At 65.1% G+C, this 14054-nt stretch carries 14 protein-coding genes; 5 read left to right on the forward strand and 9 right to left on the reverse strand.

The genetic code is table 11. The features are described from left to right. Position 1 precedes the first annotated feature (1 nt). Entirely contained in the window at positions 2–1183 is a 1182-nt protein-coding gene (locus tag IB235_RS09990) for a dihydrolipoamide acetyltransferase family protein (RefSeq protein ID WP_192336582.1), read from the forward strand. Here IB235_RS09990 and IB235_RS09995 read toward each other — a convergent pair. After that, positions 1180–1608, reverse strand: a complete 429-nt coding sequence (locus IB235_RS09995) for a MarR family winged helix-turn-helix transcriptional regulator (protein ID WP_192336583.1) — start codon at positions 1606–1608, stop codon at positions 1180–1182. The two genes, IB235_RS09990 and IB235_RS09995, sit on opposite strands and share 4 nt — an antisense overlap. 90 nt (positions 1609–1698) lie before the next feature. Here IB235_RS09995 and hmgA point away from each other — a divergent pair, with 90 nt between their 5' ends. Then, complete coding sequence (hmgA, locus tag IB235_RS10000) at positions 1699–3060, forward strand: homogentisate 1,2-dioxygenase (protein WP_192336584.1); 1362 nt, start codon at positions 1699–1701, stop codon at positions 3058–3060. A 66-nt stretch (positions 3061–3126) separates the two neighbouring features. Next, positions 3127–4374, forward strand: coding sequence for a fumarylacetoacetase (fahA, locus tag IB235_RS10005; RefSeq protein ID WP_192336585.1), 1248 nt, complete (start codon positions 3127–3129; stop codon positions 4372–4374). A gap of 24 nt (positions 4375–4398) precedes the next feature. Here the strand turns inward: fahA and IB235_RS10010 are convergent, their stop codons facing one another. Together IB235_RS10010 and hppD are read right to left on the reverse strand one after the other, a co-directional pair. Continuing rightward, a complete protein-coding gene (locus IB235_RS10010) occupies positions 4399–4704 on the reverse strand; it encodes a DUF1330 domain-containing protein (protein WP_192336586.1) in 306 nt (101 codons plus the stop codon). Between the two features lie 126 nt (positions 4705–4830). Further along, a complete protein-coding gene (gene hppD / locus IB235_RS10015; protein ID WP_192336587.1) occupies positions 4831–5928 on the reverse strand; it encodes a 4-hydroxyphenylpyruvate dioxygenase in 1098 nt (365 codons plus the stop codon). 133 nt (positions 5929–6061) lie between these two features. Here hppD and IB235_RS10020 point away from each other — a divergent pair, with 133 nt between their 5' ends. Continuing rightward, a complete protein-coding gene (locus IB235_RS10020; RefSeq protein ID WP_155039334.1) occupies positions 6062–6517 on the forward strand; it encodes an Lrp/AsnC family transcriptional regulator in 456 nt (151 codons plus the stop codon). A gap of 117 nt (positions 6518–6634) precedes the next feature. On the opposite strand, the gene IB235_RS10025 is transcribed toward IB235_RS10020, so the two are convergent. Together IB235_RS10025 and IB235_RS10030 are read right to left on the reverse strand one after the other, a co-directional pair. Then, on the reverse strand, positions 6635–7273 hold the full coding sequence (locus IB235_RS10025; protein ID WP_192336588.1) for a sulfotransferase family 2 domain-containing protein: 639 nt from the start codon (positions 7271–7273) through the stop codon (positions 6635–6637). 27 nt (positions 7274–7300) lie between these two features. Beyond that, positions 7301–8863, reverse strand: a complete 1563-nt coding sequence (locus IB235_RS10030) for an amidase (RefSeq protein WP_225612159.1) — start codon at positions 8861–8863, stop codon at positions 7301–7303. A gap of 186 nt (positions 8864–9049) precedes the next feature. Between IB235_RS10030 and IB235_RS10035 the strand changes: the two genes are divergently transcribed. Next, complete coding sequence (locus IB235_RS10035) at positions 9050–10453, forward strand: deoxyribodipyrimidine photo-lyase (RefSeq protein WP_192336589.1); 1404 nt, start codon at positions 9050–9052, stop codon at positions 10451–10453. Here the strand turns inward: IB235_RS10035 and IB235_RS10040 are convergent. Genes IB235_RS10040 through IB235_RS10055 form a run of 4 tightly spaced genes read right to left on the reverse strand, consistent with a single transcriptional unit; the run spans position 10450 to position 14054 of the window. Next, positions 10450–11214 (reverse strand): SDR family NAD(P)-dependent oxidoreductase, encoded by a 765-nt coding sequence (locus IB235_RS10040; RefSeq protein ID WP_192336590.1) that lies wholly within the window; start codon positions 11212–11214, stop codon positions 10450–10452. The two genes, IB235_RS10035 and IB235_RS10040, sit on opposite strands and share 4 nt — an antisense overlap. Positions 11215–11223: 9 nt before the next feature. Beyond that, the gene (locus tag IB235_RS10045) at positions 11224–12027 is read right to left on the reverse strand and encodes an ABC transporter permease (protein WP_192336591.1); all 804 of its coding nucleotides are present in this window, start codon (positions 12025–12027) and stop codon (positions 11224–11226) included. 7 nt (positions 12028–12034) lie between these two features. Then, positions 12035–12892: an ABC transporter permease gene (locus IB235_RS10050; RefSeq protein WP_170297636.1), complete on the reverse strand. Its 858-nt coding sequence runs from the start codon at positions 12890–12892 to the stop codon at positions 12035–12037. A gap of 7 nt (positions 12893–12899) precedes the next feature. Then, positions 12900–14054 carry a PotD/PotF family extracellular solute-binding protein gene (locus IB235_RS10055; protein ID WP_192336592.1) on the reverse strand — a complete coding sequence of 385 codons (1155 nt, stop codon included), beginning with the start codon at positions 14052–14054 and terminating at the stop codon, positions 12900–12902.

A 14054-nucleotide genomic window follows, 5' to 3' on the forward strand; every position in this document is an offset into this window, starting at 1 on the left:
GATGACCGATATTCTGGTGCCGCTGGAACAGGAAGGGACCGAGGCCGTGGTCTCAAGCTGGCTATGTGCGGTGGGCGACGTGGTCGCGCTGAACGATCCGCTGGTCGAACTTGAAACCGACAAGGTCTCGGTCGAGGTGCCCTCGCCGATTGCGGGGCGGCTGGTCGAGATTCTGGTGCAGCCCGGCGGGCAGGCGCGACCGGGCATGGTGCTCGGACGGGTCGAGCCGGTCGCCACCGCGCCGGCGGGGCTCGATGCCCCGCTGGGCGCGGCGCCCCCGTCCCCGCCGCAACCTCAGCCGCGGGACATGTCGGATTGGCATTCCCCGGCCGTGCGCAAGGCGCTGGCCGAAAGCGGCCTTGATCCCGCCAGCATCCGTGGCACCGGTCGCGACGGGCGACTGACCCGCGCCGATGTCGACCGCGCCATCGCCGCATGGGCCGACAAACCGAAAGCCGCCGCCGCCGCAGGCATCACCGGCAAATCCATCCCGCACGACCCGATGCGTCTGGCCATCGCCCGCAACATGCTGAAATCCGTACAAGAGGCCCCGCAGGTCACCGCCGTGTTCGAGGCCGATTTCAGCGCCATTGCCGCCCATCGCGCCCGCCACAATCCCGACCTCAAAGCCGAGGGCATCGCTTTGTCCTACACCGCCTATCTGGTCATGGCGGCAGCTCGGGCGATGCAGGCGGTGCCGCAGGTCAACAGCCGCTGGCATGAGGACCGGCTGGAGGTCTTTTCCGACATCAATATCGGCATCGGCACCGCGCTTGGCGACAAGGGGCTGGTCGTCCCCGTCATCCGTAGCGTGCAGGACCTGTCGCTGCGCGGCGTCGCCACGCGCCTGCAGGACCTGACCACCCGCGCGCGGGCGGGCCAGATCACGCCTCAGGACATGCGCGGCGGCACGTTCACCATCTCGAACCACGGGGTTTCGGGCTCACTTCTGGCGGCACCGGTGATCATCAACCAGCCGCAATCGGCGATCCTTGGCGTGGGCAAGCTGGAAAAGCGCGTCGTCGTGCGCGAGGTTGGCGGCATCGACACCATCCAGATCCGCCCGATGGCCTATGTGACGCTGACCATCGACCACCGGGTGCTGGACGGCCATCAGACCAATGGCTGGCTGACCGCCTTTGTCGCCGCGCTGGAAAGCTGGCCCATCGACGCCCCGGCTTAAAGCTTGGCTCGCGCGATCGCCGCAAGCCCGGCTTCGAACCGTTGCAGGTCCGCGCCCAGCAGGGCCTGCAATTCGGACTGGAACTCCCGCGCCAGCGGGGCCAGCCGCGCCATTACCGCGCGGCCCTCGGGCGTCAGCGACAACATGACCAGCCGCCGGTCGCCGGGATTGACCTGCTTGCGGATCAACCCTTGGCTTTCCAACCGGGCGGCGGCGCGGCTGACCTTGGATTTCTCCATATCGGCGCGGGCCTCGATCTCGCGCACGGATACCTCGTCCTGCTGCGACAGATGTGCCAGCACCCGCCATTCCGGGACCGAGATCCCGGCCTCGGCCCGGTAGCGCCGCTCAAAGGCCCGGCTGACCCGCGCGGCAGCGACCGCCAGCCGATAGGGCAGGAATTCGTCAAGCTGGAACGCGGTCATCGGCCACCCGTTGGATCGTCGCAGCCATTCAATCTTGACTTCGTTGCAAATGCAACAATCATGGAGATATCGGAATCGGAGGAGTTCCCGATGACCCAAATCGATCTGCCGCAAGGCCTGATCCGCGCGCCCTCGCTTGACGGGCCGCATGCGGGCTATATGCCCGGCTTCGGCAATGACTTTGAATCCGAGGCCCTGCCGGGCGCACTGCCGCAAGGGATGAACTCGCCCCAGCGCTGCAATTACGGGCTGTATGGCGAGCAATTGTCGGGCACCGCCTTTACCGCGCCCGGCCATCAGAACGAACGAACATGGTGCTATCGCATCCGTCCCAGCGTCCGTCATACGCACCGCTTCCAGCGCGTCGAGATGTCCTATTGGAAATCCGCGCCCTGCATCGACCCGGATATCGTCAGCCTTGGACAGTATCGCTGGGACCCCATCGCGGTGCCGGATGAGGCCCTCGACTGGATCAGCGGCATGCGGACCATGACCACGGCGGGTGATGTGAACATCCAGACCGGCATGGCCAGCCATATCTATCTGGTCACGCGCTCGATGCGGGACGAATATTTCTACTCTGCCGACGGCGAATTGCTGATCGTGCCGCAGGAAGGCCGTCTGCGCTTTTGCACCGAACTGGGCGTCATCGACCTTGAGCCGCATGAAATCGCCCTGATCCCGCGCGGGCTGGTCTACCGGGTCGAGGTGCTGGAGGGTCCGGCGCGCGGTTTCGTCTGCGAGAATTACGGCCAGAAATTCGCGCTTCCGGGTCGCGGCCCGATCGGGGCGAATTGCATGGCGAACCGGCGCGATTTCAAGGTGCCGGTGGCGGCCTTTGAGGACCGCGAGGTGCCCTCGACCGTCACCGTCAAATGGTGCGGCCAGTTTCACCGCACCGAAATCGGGCATTCGCCGCTGGATGTGGTCGCGTGGCACGGCAATTACGCGCCGGTGAAATACGATCTGCGCACCTATTGCCCGGTCGGCGCGGTGCTGTTCGACCATCCCGACCCGTCGATCTTTACCGTGCTGACCGCGCCTTCCGGCATCGAAGGCACGGCGAATATCGATTTCGTGCTGTTTCGCGAACGCTGGCTGGTGGCCGAGAATACCTTCCGCCCGCCATGGTACCACAAGAATGTCATGTCCGAGCTGATGGGCAATATCTTTGGCACCTATGACGCCAAGCCCAAGGGCTTTGCCCCCGGCGGCATGAGCCTGCACAACTGCATGCTGCCGCATGGCCCGGACCGCAATGCGTTCGAGCGGGCCTCGACGGTGGAGTTGAAGCCCGAGAAGCTGGACGAGACCATGTCCTTCATGTTCGAGACCCGCTTCCCGCAGCACCTGACGCCCTTTGCGGCGCAGTCGGGGCATTTGCAGGAGGATTACATCGATTGCTGGGCCAGCCTTGAGAAGAAATTCGACGGCACGCCCGGAATGAAGTGATGCCGCCGGGGGCTTCGCGCCCCCGGACCCCCGCGGGGTATTTTCAAAACGGAGAATGAGGCAAGGATGGTCCTGATCCGGTCGTGGCTGCGTTCGGCGAATGCGTCGGGCTGTCCCTTTCCGCTGAACAACCTGCCTTGCGGGGTGTTTTCGGTGGGCGACGTCGCGCCGCGTTGCGGGGTGGCGATCGGGGACATGATCCTTGATATGGCGGCGGTTGAGGGGCTGCTGGGGTTGGCGGGGCCGTTGTTTGACGCGCCAAGCTGGAACGCGGTCATGGCGGCGGGACCGGATGTTTGGGCGGGATTGCGGGCGCGGCTGCTGGAATTGCTGGCCGAGGGCGCGGTTGAGCAGCCCATGATCGCGCCGCATCTGGTGCCACAGGCGGGGGCGCGGCTGCATCTGCCGTTCCGCGTCGCAGAATACACCGATTTCTATGCCGGTCGGCATCACGCGCAGAATGTCGGGACCATGTTTCGCGGGGCCGAACATGCCTTGCCTCCGAACTGGCTGCATATGCCGATCGGCTATAACGGGCGAGCGTCCTCGGTCGTGGTTTCCGGCGAGGAGGTGCGCCGGCCTTGGGGGCAGGTGAAGCCTGCGGGTGAGGATGCGCCGCGCTTTGCCCCCTCGGCGCGCTTCGATTTCGAGCTGGAACTGGCGGCGGTGGTCGGCACGCCCTCGGACAGGCCGGTGACCGTGGCCGAGGCGGATGCGATGATCTTTGGCTATGTGCTGCTGAACGATTGGTCGGCGCGGGATATTCAGGCCTGGGAATACCAGCCTTTGGGACCGTTTCAGGCCAAGGCGACGGCGACGACGATCAGCCCCTGGATCGTGACGCGCGCGGCGCTGCAGCCGTTCCGGGTGCCAGGACCGCCGCCGGACCAGCCGCTGCTGCCCTATCTGGCCGAGCCGGGACCGATGAAATACGACATCGCGCTGGAGGTCGCGCTGACCCCGGAAGCCGGACCCGAGACGGTGATCTGCAGCACCAATTCGTCCCAGCTTTACTATTCCGCCGCCCAGCAACTGGCGCATCACGCCAGTTCCGGCTGCCCGATGAATAGCGGCGACCTGCTGGGCTCGGGCACGATTTCCGGACCGCTGCGTGACAGCCGTGGCAGCCTGCTGGAGCTAAGCTGGGGCGGGCGTGATCCCTTGCCGATCAAGGGCGGCACCCGGTGTTTTCTGGAGGATGGCGATTGTGTCACCCTGCGCGGCGCGGCGCAGGGCGATGGTTATCTGATCGGTTTCGGCGAATGCAGCGGCAGGCTGCTGCCTGCCCTGCCCGATCCCTATGCCCGGCCCTAGCTGGCGGGTCGGGTCGCGGCAAAATCAGGCCGTCAGCGGGTCGAAGCCGCGGGCCAGCACGACCTGGCTATTGGTCGTCGAGCCGTGGCGGAACTGCTTGATCTCGTTCTGATAGGCATCGCTGTTGAAGCACGCCAGTGCCTGTTCCTGCGACGGGAAGCGGATGACGGCATGCATCATATTGCGCTCACCCTCGATCTGCATCGCATCGGTGTCCGAGACCAGAAGCTCGCCGCCATGTTCCTGCAACAGGTCCCAGACGCGCGGGGGGTAGTTCTGGAACATGTCGAAATCGACGATGTCGTAGCTGATGATGAAATAGGCGGACATGGGCTTCCTTTGCAGTCTGGGTGCCTTGGCGGCGATGCAGGATGCCGGGCGCTCAGGCCCGGCATCATTGATCCCCGAACTAGCCATTCCAACGGCGAAGTTTTAGCCTCTTTGTCGGATTCAAGCCTATGACGCCTTGAGAACGCCACGTTCAATCTGGTCTTGCTCGATGCTTTCGAACAGGGCGCGGAAATTGCCCTCTCCGAAGCCGTCATCGCCCTTGCGCTGGATGAATTCAAAGAAGATCGGGCCGATCTCGGTTTTTGAGAAGATTTGCAGCAAGATGCGCGTCTCGCCGCCATCGACCACGCCTTCGCCGTCGATCAGGATGCCGTGTTCCGACATACGATCAACAGGTTCCGCGTGATCCTTCACCCGGTTTCGAGATTGCTCGTAATAGGCCAGCGGGGGCTTGGGCATGAATTTCAGCCCGCGCGCGGCGATGGCGTCGGTCGCGGTATAGATGTCATCGGTGCCGACGGCGATATGCTGGATGCCCTCGCCCTTGTAGCGCTTCAGGTATTCGACGATCTGGCCGGTCTCGCCGCGATCCTCGTTGATCGGGATGCGGATGCGGCCGCAGGGGCTGGTCAAAGCGCGGCTGAAAAGCCCGGTGAACTTGCCTTCGATGTCAAAGAAGCGGATCTGGCGAAAACCGAAAAGCTTGCCGTAGAAGTTGAACCACTTGTCCATATTGCCCTTGTGGACGTTATGGGTCAGGTGGTCGAGATAGTGGAAACCGACCCCCGCGGGCTTGGGCGGGGCGATGAAGTCGAACGCGTCGGCATAGGGATTGGCGTCCCCGCCATAACGGTCGGTGAAATAGATCAGCGATCCGCCAATGCCGACAATCGCCGGCCAATCCAGCGTCTTGCCGGGACCGTCATAGGCCTCGGCGCCATTCCGGACCGCATGGTCGAAGGCATGGCGGGCATCCGCCACGCGCCACGCCATCGAGGGGGCGCAGGGGCCGTGCTGATCGGCGAAATCGCGGGCATGGCTGCCGGGTTCGTCGTTCAGCACATAGGTGATGTCGCCCTGCTGCCACAATTCGATCGCTTTGGATTTGTGGCGGGCGGTCAGGACATAACCCATCCGGGCGAACAGCGCGCGCAGCTCCTCGGGCTGCGGATGGGCAAATTCGACGAACTCGAACCCGTCGGTTCCGGCGGGATTGCGTTCGGAAATCGTGGCGCGCGGGGCGTCATGTGGAAAGGGGCCCATGTGATCCTCCGTCAACGGCCTGTATGACGATGATCGCACCGCATCCGGGCGCAAAGCGCGCAAAATTCGGTTCATTTAAGGGTTGGTATGCGTCAGGATGACGCATAAGGCATATCTGACGCGGATTTCACGCATGATCGATCCGACCGATTCCCGCCTGCTGGCCGCGGTCCAGCGCCGGGCCGATATCACCGCGCAGGAACTGGCCGAGGTGCTGAACCTGTCGCCCTCGCAAGCCGCAAGGCGGCGTGCCCGGCTGGAGGCCGAGGGGGTCATTCTAGGTTATTCGGCGCGGCTGGATGCGGGCAAGCTGGGGCTGACGGTGCAGGCCTTTGTGCAGGTGCAGATGGCGGCGCATAATGCCGACAATGCGCTGGGTTTCGCGCGGCTGGTCGCCACCCTGCCCGAGGTGGTCAGCTGCTGGACCCTGACCGGAGAGGCCGATTACCTGCTGCGCGTCTGGTGCGCCGACCTGCCCGCATTGAACCGGCTGATCCACCACCGCCTGCTGCCGCATCCCGCAGTGGCGCGGGTGCAAAGCCAGATCGTCATGGACCAGCCCAAGCCCGATGCGGGCCTGCCGTTGTAGGGGGCCAAAACGCTTGGATAGATTTGTGGAGGATACTTCCATGGCGTCTCGACCGAGCATAGGAAGGTGCGACATTCGTCGTCACGGTCAGTCTGTGATCCAGCCTGACGCTGTCATTCAGGCGCTGACAGCTTGACGCCCCGGCACTGAGAAATAACCCCCAAAGACGCGATAGTCCTCGGCATCGAAGTCCAGAAGCGTGTTGATGTCCTGACTGCCCAATGCATCGATACCGATCTTGGGGCCACCGGTCTGCAGGCGCGCCAACGTCAACAGTCGTCCAACGACTGCCGAGATATCGCTGACCATATCGCCGATCGCGAGCATCCTGTAGATGCGGGAATAATATCCTGCACCCCCACCCGCGTAGTCGACGAGGGAACGCATGTGATGATTGATCGTCTCAACCGCGCGGGCGTATTGCGGCAGTTTGGCGATGAACTCCTGCAGGCTCGGATTCGGGGCAAGGTCATGCTCGGTCAGCTGCTTTTGCGCCTTTCCCGGGGAACGCTCGTGGTGATGTACGACACGATTGCTGTAGGCAGAAAGAAGCCTCTGCAGAGGGTCGCGAACAAGAATGATCCGACGGCTGATCTCGCCCAATACGACCAAGGGCTTATCGAGGCTGCGCGGCGGCAGCGCGGGCTGGGCCTCATCGGAACGAAGCCTCCCGACAGCGGTGGCCCGCCGCTTCCATCGAACGGGCATTGTCGCATCGCGAAGGAGCGAACCCTTGGCGATGCGACGATGCTTCACTCCGTCAGGTCCTGAACGGCCACGCCGTCAGGCTTGCAGCGCAGTATGCTGCGGGAATCCGGAAGCCTTTTCATAGGCATGGGCCAGTTGCAGCACCTGCAGGTCGGCGCGGGCGGGGCCGATGATCTGCAGGCCCATCGGCTGGCTGGCGCCTTTGGGGCCGAAGCCTGCCGGGACCGCGGCGACCGGCAGGCCGGCCAGCGTGGCCGGAATGACGACCTCCATCCAGCGGTGATAGGTATCCATCTGACGGCCGGCGATCTCTTTGGGCCAGGGCTGTTCGGCGTCGAAGGGGAAGATCTGCGCCGTCGGCAGGATCAGCACGTCGTAGCGCGCAAACAGCGCCAGCATCGCCTGATACAGCGCCGAGCGGTTGGCGCTGGCGGCAAAGACCTGCGCCCCGGACAGCTTCAGGCCATTCTCGATCTCCCAGACGGCCTCGGGCTTCAGCAGGGCGCGGGTCTTGTCGTCCTGATATAGCTTGCCCGCGACCCCGGCGATCGAAAAGCCGCGCAGCGTCAGCCAGGTATGCCAGGCGACATCCATGTCGAAATCCAGCCGGGCCTCTTCGACGTGACAGCCCAGATCCGTGAAATGGCCAAGCGCGCTGGCGCACAGGTCCATGACCCCCGGCTCGGTCGGCAGGTAGCCGTTCAGATCGCCCAGATAGCCGATCCGCGCGCCCTTGAAATCGCGCGACAGGTCTTGGCGGAACTGCAGAGGGTCCACCTCGCGCGACAGCGGCGCGCGCGGGTCATGGCCCGCCTGCACCGAGAGCAGCCAGGCCGTATCGGCGACGGTGCGGCCCATCGGCCCCTCGATGCCCAGTTGCTGGACAAAGACCTCGGCCGCCGGACCATAGGGCACCAGCCCCTGTGTCGGCCGGAAGCCCACGACATTGTTCCAGCCCGCAGGGTTGCGCAGCGATCCCATCATGTCGCTGCCATCGGCCACCGGCAGCATGTGCCGGGCCAGCGCCACCGCCGCCCCGCCGCTGGAGCCGCCCGCCGACAGCGCCGGGTCCCAGGCATTGCGCGTCGTGCCAAAGACGGTGTTGTAGCTGTGCGAGCCCAGCCCGAATTCCGGCGTATTGCTGCGACCGACAAAGATCGCGCCTTCGCGGCGCATGCGCTCGGCCATGATGCTGTCGGATTTGGGCACGAAATCCTTGAAGATCGGCGAGCCCTGCGTGGTGGCGATCCCGGCCACGGCGGTCAGGTCCTTGGGGGCCTGCGGAATGCCATGCAGCGCGCCCGTCGCCTGCCCGGCGGCAATCGCGGCATCGGCACGGTCGGCCTGTTCCAGCAACTGTTCCGGGTCCTGGCGCGAGACGATGGCGTTATAGGTCGGGTTTTCGGCATCGATGCGGTCAAGACAGGCCTGCATCACCTCGCGGCAGGAAACTTCCTTGCCCCGGATCGCCTTGACCAGATCGACCACCCCCAGCGCCATCGGATCGCTGGCCTGTGCCCCGGCCAGCACCTTGCCCGCACGCAGGCCGATCAGCGAGGCGGCGGCAAGGCCTCCGGTGGTGTTCAGGAAGGTTCTGCGGCTCATGGCGGATTGGCCCTCTCGATCGTGCTTGGTCATGGATGCTCTTTGTCTGGGGGTGGGACGATGCCTTGGCAAGCAGTCTTGGCCCTGTCCGGGCATCCGTCTTGGACCGTTGCGCCAGAATCACGGACTGCTGCGCCACTTCGCGGCAGGCGGTTGCCTTGGGTGGGGGCGATGCGGCAAGGGACGTAGCACGGTCAGGCGGCGACAGGGGGAACCCAGATGACGGCTTCAGGGCAACCAGAGGGAGGGCCCGGCATCCTGTGGATCAGCCGCGATTTCCGCTTTCAGGACAATCCCGCGATGCTGGCGGCGCTGCGGCAGGGGCCGCTGCTGCCGGTCTTTGTCCTTGACGGGCAGACACGGGCGCAGGGCGCGGCCAGCCGCTGGCGTTTGCAACAGGCGCTGATTGCCTTTGACGCCGAGCTGCGCCGCCGCAGCGGGCATGGCCTGACCCTGCTCGAGGGCGAAGCCGACCACGTGTTGCCCGAACTGATCCGCCAGACCGGCGCGGTCGAGGTCCACCAATCCGACTGGCCCGCCCCGCAGATGCGGCTGGTGCAGGACCGGGTGCGCGCGGCGCTGAAACCCTTGGCCGCGACGCTGGTGCTGCATCCGGGGCACCTGCTGGCCCATCCTGCCAGGGTTCGCACCGGCGCGGGCGGGGCCTATCGCGTCTACACCCCCTTTGCCCGCGCGCTGCGCGCCTTGGGACCGGACCTGCCTGTGGCGGCGGTGGGCGCGCGGATCAGCCTGCGGGTCATGCCCGGCATCCCGCTTGACCGGCTGGAACTGGCACCGGATATGGCGCGGGGTGCGGCCGTGCTGGCGGAACATGCCCTGCCCGCGGGCGAAGCGGCGGCGCTGGCCCGGCTGGAGGATTTCCTTGACCACGCCGCCGATTATGCCACGCAGCGCGACCGGCCGGATATGGACGCCTGCTCGGGCCTGTCCGAGCATCTGGCGCTTGGCGAGATCAGCCCGCGCACCGTCTGGGCCATGGCCTCGGACCGGCTGCGGGGTGATGCGGGCGGAATCGCGAAATTCCTGTCCGAGCTGATCTGGCGCGAATTCGCATGGCATCTGCTGATCGCCTTTCCGCAGATGGCCGAACGCGCATGGCGGCCGGAATGGGACAGCTTTCCGTGGCGCAGCGCGGGGCCGGACCTGACCCGCTGGCAAAGGGCGGAAACCGGGATGGCGCTGGTCGATGCCGGCCTGCGAGAGATGTGGGTGACCGGGCGCATGCATAACCGCGTCCGCATGGTGGTGGCCAGCTATCTGACCAAGCACCTGCTGACGGACTGGCGGTTGGGGCTGGCGCATTTCGAGGATTGCCTGACCGATTGGGACCCGGCCTCGAATGCGATGAACTGGCAATGGGTGGCGGGCTGCGGGCCGGATGCCGCGCCGTTCTTTCGCATCTTCAACCCCGAGAAGCAGGCCGCGCAATATGATCCGCAGGGGACCTATCGCCAGCACTGGCTGAAGGGCGACGGCGCGCAGGCCTATCTGCGGGCCACGCCGCGCGGCTGGAACCTGCCGCCCGACTGGCGCGAAAGCAGCGGACTAGAGGCCGGGCGTGCCCGCGCGCTGGCGGCCTATGGTGCCTTCCGCGAAAGTTAAAGGATCTCGCCCCCGTCGATCACCAGCGCCAGCCCGGTGACAAAACTGGACCGGTCCGAGGCCAGATAGACGATGCCATCGGCGATTTCCTCGGGGCTGGCCCAGCGGCCCATCGGGATGGTGTCGGCGACATAGGATTCCAGCGCGCTGCGCCCGCCCATCTGGTTCTCGAAGCCCGCATTGAAGGGGGTGTCGACGAAACCGGGGCAAAGCGCGTTGAAGCGGATCCTGTCGCGGGCGTAATCCGCCGCCATCTGCCGCACCATCGCCACCGCCGCATGTTTCGTCGTGGCATAGGAGATCATCCCGCGATCATACTGACAGCCGGAATTCGAGGCCGTGACGATGACCGAGCCGCCACCCTGCGCCCGCATCGGCCCGACCACCTCGCGCGCCAGCACGAAATGCGCCCGCACGTTCAACTGCCAAGACAGGTCCATCTGCGCAGGCGTGATATCCTCAAGCCGACCGGCGATCTGGATGCCGGCATGGGAATGCAGGACGTCGATGCGCCCGTGCCGCGCCAGCACCCCCGCCACCAACGCGGCAATCGCCGCATCGTCGCGGGCGTCCAATGCCAACCCCTCGGCCTGACCACCCGCGTCGGTGATGGCGGCGGCGGTGGCCTTGGCCAGATCGGCACGCAGGTCGGTGACGATGACCGTCGCCCCCTCGGCCGCCATGGCCAGCGCACCGGCGCGCCCGATCCCCGAGCCTGCGCCCGTGACAAGGGCGATCCGCCCCTCAAGACAGCCTGTCATGGTATTCTCCTAATGTCCGGGGGCTTTGCCTCGCCGGAGCGTCAGTTGCGCGATGACCAGCAGCATGAGCGATGCCCCCATCACCATCGTACCGATGGCATTGATTTCAGGCGTCACCCCCCGCCGGATCGACGAAAAAATGTAGATGGGCAGCGTCGTTTCCGAGCCAGCGACAAAGAAGGCGATGATGAAGTCGTCAAAGCTGAAGGTGAAACTCAGCAGAAACCCCGCCATGATCGCCGGGGCCAGCATCGGCAGCGTCACCTGTCGGAAGGTCGCAAACGGCCCGGCACCCAGATCGCTTGAGGCCTCGATCAGCGCGCGGTCCATGCCCTCGATCCGGGCGCGCACGATGATGATGACCAGCGACATGGTGAACAGCACATGCGCCGCGATCAGGCTGCCATGGCCCATCGACAGCCGCCAGCCGGTCGCGGCCTCCAGCCACGGGTTTACCGCGTCAAAGACCGTGACCAGCGCGATCAGCGTGGCGATGCCGATGACGATGCCGGGGATCATCACCGCGATATAGATCAGCGCATCGAACAGGACGCGGACCCGCCCCTTCATCCCCGACAGGGCCAGCGCGGCCATCGTGCCAAAGACCGATGCCAGAATGGCCGAGATCAGCGCCACCGTGGCCGAGGTCTTGAGCGCGTCGATCACGAAGGGGTTCGACAGCGCTTTCGCATACCACTGGGTCGAAAACCCCTGCATCTGGCTGGCCGAGCGTCCGGCGGAAAAGCTGAACAGCGCGATGATGCCGATGGGCAGGTACAGGAAAACATAGACGGCTAGGGCGTAAATTCTCATGGCTGTCTCACATCAGGCCGACATCGTCGCGCGCCGCACCGATCCGGCTGAGGAAGCGCATATATAGCGTCACCGTGACCAGCATGACCGCGACCAGCGTCACCGCCATGGCCGAGCCAAAGGCCCAGTTCCGCGATTGCAGGAACAGATCGACCAGCGCATTGCCGACGAAGAAGACCTTGCCACCGCCCAGCATCTGCGGGATCAGGTATTCCCCCATCAGCAGGATAAAGACCAGCATCGACCCCGTGGCGACGCCCGGCAGCGACAGCGGCAGCGTCACCTGCAGAAAGCTGCGCCAAGGCGGCGCGCCAAGGTCGGACGACGCCTCCAGCAGGCGCTTGTCCAGCCGCTCAAGGCTGACATAGATCGGAAAGACCATCAGCGGCAGGTAGCCATAAACGATGCCGACCAGCACGGCGAAGGGCGTGTTGATCAGGCGGATGTCGCCCAAGCCCAGATCGGCCAGCAGGGCCGGAATGCCGCGCCCGCCCAGCAGGAAGATCCACGCATAGCTGCGGATCAGGATCGAGGTCCAGAAGGGCACGATGACCAGCACCAGCAGCGCCGTCCGCCAGCGCGGATTGGATTTCACCGCCAGAAAATAGGCCAGCGGATAGGCGATCAGCAGCGCCGCCAGCGTGCCCACGGGCGCAAGGACCAGCGTGTTCTGAAAAGCCGTCCAGCGGCTTCCCAGATTGGCATATTGGGCCAAGGTCAGCGCCGGGGCATATCCGCCCGCCGGCGCCCTTTCGCCAAGGGAATAGACCAGCACCACGGCCAGCGGCAGCACCAGCAGTGCCGCATACCACAGGCCCGCAGGTCCAAGAAGCAGCCAGCGGGCGCGGGCCTTGGTCATGGTCATCCCCTCCTCAGGCCGATTTGAAGCGCGCCATCAGCTCGGCGCGGTTCGGGTCGGTCAGGGTCGCGGCCGCGCCGAATTCCTGTGCGTTCAGCAGATCGGCGGCAGGGTAAAGGATCGGGTCGGCCAGCACTTCCTTGGGCAGCAGCGCGTTGACGCGGCTGTCGGCCACCGGGAAGCCATGCGCGGTCGCCTCGCGGGCGTTCACCTGCGGGTCGATCAGGAAGTTGATCAGCGCATAGGCCGCCTCGCGATGCGGGGCGTTTTTCGGGATGGCGTAGTAATCCGACCAGATCTCGCCGCCTTCCTTGCCAAGGGCGAAGTGGATTTCCGGAATGTCGCGGTTCATCTGCTTGCCCTCGCCGGTCCAGCACATGGTCATCCACGCATCGCCATTGCGCATCGACGGCTGGTAATCCGAGCTGATCGCGAACAGATGCGGCTTGACCTGCAACAGCAGCTTTTCGGCATCGGCCAGTTCCTTCGGGTCGACCGAGTTGAAGGAATAGCCGTAATATTTCAGCGCGTTGCCGATGGTGGTCAGCTGATAGTCATGCACCATGGTCCGACCCGAGAAATCGGTCATGGTCAGGTCGAAGAACTCCTTCCAGCTGGTGAAGGGGGCCTTGGCCTTGGTGCTGTCCCAGGCCATGCCGGTGGTGCCCCAGTTCTTGGGCACGGCATACAGCTTGCCATTGACCGTGCCCGCATCGGCAAAGCGCGCATCAAAGGCCGCCGCGTCGTAATTGGGCAGCTTGGACAGGTCCAGCGGCTCGATCAGGTCGGCATCGACATAGGTGGTGATGGTGTAGTTCGTCGGCACGAACACATCCCAGCCCGAGCCGCCCGCCTGCAGTTTCGCCAGCATTTCCTCGTTCGAGCCAAAGACGTTGACCTGCGTCGCGACCCCGGTTTCCTTCTGGAAGATCGCGAAGTTTTCCACGTCGTGATAGTTTGGCCATGTCGCCAGAACGGCGCGGTCGCCCAAGTCAGCGGCATGTGCGCCGCGCGGGCGCAGCATCGGCATGGCACCCGCCATCACCGCCATGGCCGTGCCCAGACCCGTCACCCCAAGGAAGTGCCGGCGCGAGACCGAGCCCTTGCGGTAGCGTTCCAGTTCTTCTGCGAATTTCCGGCGCGAGATCGGTGCGTTATCGTCCTGCAT

The organism is Paracoccus sp. PAR01, assembly GCF_014851995.1.
GTDB lineage: Bacteria > Pseudomonadota > Alphaproteobacteria > Rhodobacterales > Rhodobacteraceae > Paracoccus > Paracoccus litorisediminis.

Excerpts from the sequence above, each read along its gene's own strand:
- IB235_RS10045 (WP_192336591.1), bottom strand. The coding sequence starts at position 12,027 with ATGAGAATTTACGCCCTAGCCGTCTATGTTTTCCTGTACCTGCCCATC.
- IB235_RS09995 (WP_192336583.1), bottom strand. The coding sequence starts at position 1,608 with ATGACCGCGTTCCAGCTTGACGAATTCCTGCCCTATCGGCTGGCGGTC.
- IB235_RS10020 (WP_155039334.1), top strand. The coding sequence starts at position 6,062 with ATGATCGATCCGACCGATTCCCGCCTGCTGGCCGCGGTCCAGCGCCGG.
- IB235_RS10055 (WP_192336592.1), bottom strand. The coding sequence starts at position 14,054 with ATGCAGGACGATAACGCACCGATCTCGCGCCGGAAATTCGCAGAAGAA.
- IB235_RS10050 (WP_170297636.1), bottom strand. The coding sequence starts at position 12,892 with ATGACCATGACCAAGGCCCGCGCCCGCTGGCTGCTTCTTGGACCTGCG.
- IB235_RS10035 (WP_192336589.1), top strand. The coding sequence starts at position 9,050 with ATGACGGCTTCAGGGCAACCAGAGGGAGGGCCCGGCATCCTGTGGATC.
- IB235_RS09990 (WP_192336582.1), top strand. The coding sequence starts at position 2 with ATGACCGATATTCTGGTGCCGCTGGAACAGGAAGGGACCGAGGCCGTG.
- hmgA (WP_192336584.1), top strand. The coding sequence starts at position 1,699 with ATGACCCAAATCGATCTGCCGCAAGGCCTGATCCGCGCGCCCTCGCTT.
- IB235_RS10010 (WP_192336586.1), bottom strand. The coding sequence starts at position 4,704 with ATGTCCGCCTATTTCATCATCAGCTACGACATCGTCGATTTCGACATG.
- IB235_RS10040 (WP_192336590.1), bottom strand. The coding sequence starts at position 11,214 with ATGACAGGCTGTCTTGAGGGGCGGATCGCCCTTGTCACGGGCGCAGGC.
- fahA (WP_192336585.1), top strand. The coding sequence starts at position 3,127 with ATGGTCCTGATCCGGTCGTGGCTGCGTTCGGCGAATGCGTCGGGCTGT.
- IB235_RS10030 (WP_225612159.1), bottom strand. The coding sequence starts at position 8,863 with ATGACCAAGCACGATCGAGAGGGCCAATCCGCCATGAGCCGCAGAACC.
- hppD (WP_192336587.1), bottom strand. The coding sequence starts at position 5,928 with ATGGGCCCCTTTCCACATGACGCCCCGCGCGCCACGATTTCCGAACGC.